The organism is Micromonospora sp. MP36 (assembly GCF_008119785.1).
GTDB lineage: Bacteria > Actinomycetota > Actinomycetes > Mycobacteriales > Micromonosporaceae > Micromonospora.
Genome location: NZ_VSFA01000217.1, coordinates 1 through 4,054, shown reverse-complemented (window position 1 = coordinate 4,054; position 4,054 = coordinate 1). Strand labels below are relative to the sequence as shown.

Annotated in this window: 6 protein-coding genes; all 6 read left to right on the top strand. The window is 73.0% G+C overall.

Annotated elements, in window-relative coordinates:
• Positions 1-224: 224 nt before the first annotated feature.
• Positions 225-821 carry a winged helix-turn-helix domain-containing protein gene (locus FXF52_RS40555; protein ID WP_148804942.1) on the top strand — a complete coding sequence of 199 codons (597 nt, stop codon included), beginning with the start codon at positions 225-227 and terminating at the stop codon, positions 819-821.
• 531 nt (positions 822-1,352) lie between these two features.
• Positions 1,353-1,823, top strand: a complete 471-nt coding sequence (locus FXF52_RS40550) for a hypothetical protein (protein ID WP_148804941.1) — start codon at positions 1,353-1,355, stop codon at positions 1,821-1,823.
• Positions 1,824-1,845: 22 nt separating this feature from the next.
• Complete coding sequence (locus FXF52_RS40545) at positions 1,846-2,451, top strand: winged helix-turn-helix domain-containing protein (protein ID WP_148804940.1); 606 nt, start codon at positions 1,846-1,848, stop codon at positions 2,449-2,451.
• Between the two features lie 33 nt (positions 2,452-2,484).
• On the top strand, positions 2,485-3,114 hold the full coding sequence (locus FXF52_RS40540) for a uridine kinase (protein WP_148804939.1): 630 nt from the start codon (positions 2,485-2,487) through the stop codon (positions 3,112-3,114).
• Between the two features lie 248 nt (positions 3,115-3,362).
• Complete coding sequence (locus FXF52_RS40535; protein WP_148804938.1) at positions 3,363-3,761, top strand: TraR/DksA C4-type zinc finger protein; 399 nt, start codon at positions 3,363-3,365, stop codon at positions 3,759-3,761.
• Between the two features lie 48 nt (positions 3,762-3,809).
• On the top strand, positions 3,810-4,054 hold a 245-nt coding region (locus FXF52_RS40530), incomplete at its 3' end, for a DUF72 domain-containing protein (RefSeq protein WP_148804937.1).

Sequence of the window (4,054 nt, the reverse complement as noted above, 5' to 3'; positions counted from 1 at the left end):
TAAGCGTCCGGAGGGACACGCACCAACGGACCGGAGGCTGCCCCGCGCAGCCCACCGACACCAGGGCGTGAACACGACCAGCACACCCACCACCGGCCACCAGCCACGCGGAGCCGCCCTGGGCGCGGGATTCCACTTCCACGCCCACGCGTCCCCAGCACGGTGGGAAACGATCCCGGAAACTCAATCCGACTCAGGATCACTAAGCTGATCAGGGACGCTCCATGTCCGTCGTCGCCATCTCCCCGCGCCCGCACCGGTCCGGCCGCCCCGACCGGGCCACGCCGCCCCGACCCCGCACCGCGCCCACCCTGACCATCACCGTCGACCTGGGCGCCGGGCTGACGCCCGGCCTGGCCCGCCTGGTCGACCTCCTCGACGAGCTCGCCGCGTCCGGCGAGGGGGTGGTCCGGGCCGACGAGCACCAGGTCGTCCGCGTGCTCGACCCGCGGCGGGGTGCCGAGCCACCCGCGCCGGCCACCCCGGAGGCCGCCGCGCCCCCGCCGGCGGAGCAGCCCCACACGGTACGCATCCTGGCCGGCACCCGGGTGGTCCGCCGGGGCGGCGTGCCGGTCCCGCTGACCCGGATCGAGTTCGACCTGCTGCTTTTCCTCGCCGAGCACCCCCAGTGGGTGTTCACCCGGCTCCAGTTGCTCGCCAACGTCTGGGGGTGCGACCACGCGGTGGCCCGTACCGTGGACGTCCACGTGCGCCGGCTACGTGCCAAGCTCGGCGCCGACACGCCGGTGGTGACCACCGTGTACGGCGTCGGCTACCGGCTCGCCGACGAGGCCCGGATCGTGGTGGACCGCCAGCGCTGAGCGCGGCGCGCCGACGGCGCGGCGTACCGGGTGGCCCGGTGCGCCGCGCTTCCGTCGCATGCGCCGGCGGGCCGCCACGGTGAACCGGGCAACCGGGCGGGGACCCCCCGTAACGGGTCATCTCGCCGCTCTGCTGTAATGGTCTGGCTCGTACACAGAGCGAGCGCCTGGCTCCGCTGTGTTCGTCAATTGTCACATTCATGCAAACGTAGCCCCTCTTGACCCTCACTTGGGTGCCGGGAAGCATCGACGAAGCGGCATCCCGGGGCCGTGGGAACCCGGACCAGCCAAGGAGCAGCGACGAGTGGTTGTTTTAGAACTGTCGATGTTGACTGCTGTGGGTAGCGTGCATGGGATCGGCCGGCTCGGCGAGCGGGTGGGCGGTTCCGTGCTTACGATGCGAATGCCCCTGCGGCAGGAGTTGGTCGGGGACTTGCCGGCGGTGGTGCACAGGTTCTCGCGCCCGCTGGACGGGCTGCGTCGCTACGGGAGCGTGCGGGAAAGAACGGACCGCGCTGCGGAGGATGACCGGTGAAGGTCACCCGGATCGCCTACTCCGCGCACCTGAATCCGGGCAAGTACGCCGTCCTGGTAAAGCAGGCGCGCCGGCTGGGCCGGGTGCGTAGTGAGGTGTGGCAGCGCTACGGCTCGATCGGCGGGGTCGGGTCCGGGTTGAGAGACCGGCAGGTGCGGGACCGGTGGCTGGCCGACGGCACGCACGCGTTGTTTGGTGTGTTGGCGAATGCGTGGAAGGAAACCGTCCGCGACGCAATCGGCGACATCGCAGCGAACCTGGCGGCGGCCAAGGTCGACGTCCGGCGGGCGATCAGCCGACGCACCAACGATCCGGACGGGCGGAAGCGGATGTTCGGCGCGTTGAAGGCTGACGAGTGGGCCGGCTGCAGGACCGGACCGATCGCCACCGGACCAGACTGCCGGTCCAGGACTCCAGCCCGGCACCAGCCGAGCGGAGAGCGAACCATCCGAACCGCTCAGCCATGAGCTACTAGTAGGAAGCAGGACCATGTCGGTCAGCCCCGCCTCGTCGCGCGCCGGATGGCATACGTCCCAACCCGCGGTTCCCGGTCGTCCCCCCGGCGGCCAGCGTCGCCCCGCCAACACCACCACCTCGGTGCTGACGGTCACCCTCCACATCCCGCTGGCCGGTGAGGAGTCGCTGAGCCCCGCCGCCCGGCGACTGCTGGACGCCGCCCGCGAGCTGCTGGAACGCGGCGACGCCGTGGTCACCAGCGGCGGGCCGGTCGACCGCCGGGCCGACCCGGTGCCGATCGGCCGGTCGCCCAGTCGCCCGCTCGCGCCGACCATCCCGACCCTGCACATCCTGGCCGCCTCCCGGTCGGTGCTGCGCGACGGCGAGCCGCTGCCGCTGACCCGGCTGGAGTTCGACCTGCTACTGCACCTGGTCGCCCACCCCCGCCGGGTGTTCACCCGGCTGCAACTGCTCAACGCGGTCTGGGGGTACGAGCACGCCGGCGTCCGCACCGTCGACGTGCACGTCCGCCGGCTGCGCGGCAAGGTCGGGGTGGACGTCCCGCTGGTCACCACCGTCTACGGGGTCGGCTACCGGCTCGCCGACGACGCCCGCGTCACCATCGACCGCACCGGCTGACCCGCCGGTCCGGTCGCCGGGCAGGATGGTCGGATGCGGGTCCGTCCGATCACGCCAGAGCGCCTCGTCACCGAGCTGACCGACCGGCTGACTGGCACGGCCGTACCGGGCCGGCTGCGGGTGGCCGTGGACGGCCCGCCGGCCGCCGACCCGGACGCCCTCGCCGGGGCGCTGGTCGACCCGCTGCGCGCCGCCGGGCGGCCGGTGCTGCACGTACGCGCCGCGGACTTCCTCCGGCCCGCCTCGGTACGCCTGGAACACGGCCGGACCAACCCGGACGCGTACTACGAGGGCTGGATCGACGAGGCAGGGCTGCGCCGCGAGGTGCTCGACCCCGCCGGTCCCGATGGTTCGGGCCGGCTGCTCCCGTCCCTGTGGGACGCCGCCGCCGACCGGGCCAGCCGGGCGGCGTACGTGGAGCTGCCGCCCGGCGGGGTGGTGCTGGTCAGCGGGTCACTGCTGCTCGGCGGCGGGCTGCCCTTCGACGTCACCGTGCACGTGGAGCTCTCCCCGGCCGCGCTGGACCGGCGGACCGGTCCCGAGCTGCGCTGGACCCTGCCCGCCTTCGCCCGGTACGCCGACGAGGTCGCCCCGGCCTCCTTCGCCGACGTGGTGGTCCGCGCCGACGACCCGCGCCACCCGGCCGTGGTCGAGGCCGGCTGACCCGGCGACCCGAGCCGGACAGCCCGGACGCCCGGGCCGCCGCGGGGACGGCCGGGGACGGACCGGGCGGCGCAACAGCGCACGAATGCGGTGGAAGGCCACCCAAATCCCCGGTTTGATCCTCCGAGGTGGTGGGTAATCGCCCGGCTCACAGAGCACGGGTGATCTCGCCCGCGCACCCCAACGTTCCGGTCCGGGGCGCTCGTCGCCCCGGACGGGTATGAGGCCCCGAGGAAAGGCAGGCAGCCATGCTCGTCCACGACACGACAGCCACGGGCCGTTCGCAGGCGGAGGTCGACCAGATCCGGCAGTCCCTGCGGTCGCGGTACGACGAGCTGACCGCGGAGTACGAGCAGGCCGTGCTGCAGAGCCAGGTGCTGCGGCTGGTCGAGGTCGGCGACACCGCCGGTGACGACCAGGCCGACAGCGGCACCAAGACCGCCGAGCGGGACACCGCGCAGTCCCTGCTGCGCAGCATCCTGGACCGGCGGGCCCAGTTCGAACACGCGCTCACCCGCCTCGAAGAGGGCACCTACGGCTTCTGCGAGGGCTGCTCGGCGCCGATCCCCGTGGAGCGGCTGGAGATCTTCCCGTCCGCCACCTCCTGCGTGTCCTGCAAGCAGACCCGGGAGCGGCGGGCGGCCTGAGCGTCGCCCCGGGTTGCCGGTCGGTCCCGGACGCGGTGGACTCGCCCCATGGGTGAGCTCAAGGTGGGTACCGCCTCGTGGACCGACCGGACCCTGCTCGACTCCGGCTGGTACCCGCAGACCGCGGACACCCCGGAGAAGCGGCTGGCGTACTACGCCCGGCAGTTCCCGCTGGTCGAGGTGGACGCCACCTACTACTCGCCACCCGCCGAGCGGACGGCGCACCTGTGGGTGGACCGTACGCCACCCGGTTTCACCTTCAACGTCAAGGCGTTCAGCCTGCTCACCGGCCA

What these genes read in the sequence shown, in the direction of transcription:
- FXF52_RS40540 (WP_148804939.1), top strand. Translation starts at nt 2,485, where the DNA reads ATGCGGGTCCGTCCGATCACGCCAGAGCGCCTCGTCACCGAGCTGACC.
- FXF52_RS40555 (WP_148804942.1), top strand. Translation starts at nt 225, where the DNA reads ATGTCCGTCGTCGCCATCTCCCCGCGCCCGCACCGGTCCGGCCGCCCC.
- FXF52_RS40535 (WP_148804938.1), top strand. Translation starts at nt 3,363, where the DNA reads ATGCTCGTCCACGACACGACAGCCACGGGCCGTTCGCAGGCGGAGGTC.
- FXF52_RS40545 (WP_148804940.1), top strand. Translation starts at nt 1,846, where the DNA reads ATGTCGGTCAGCCCCGCCTCGTCGCGCGCCGGATGGCATACGTCCCAA.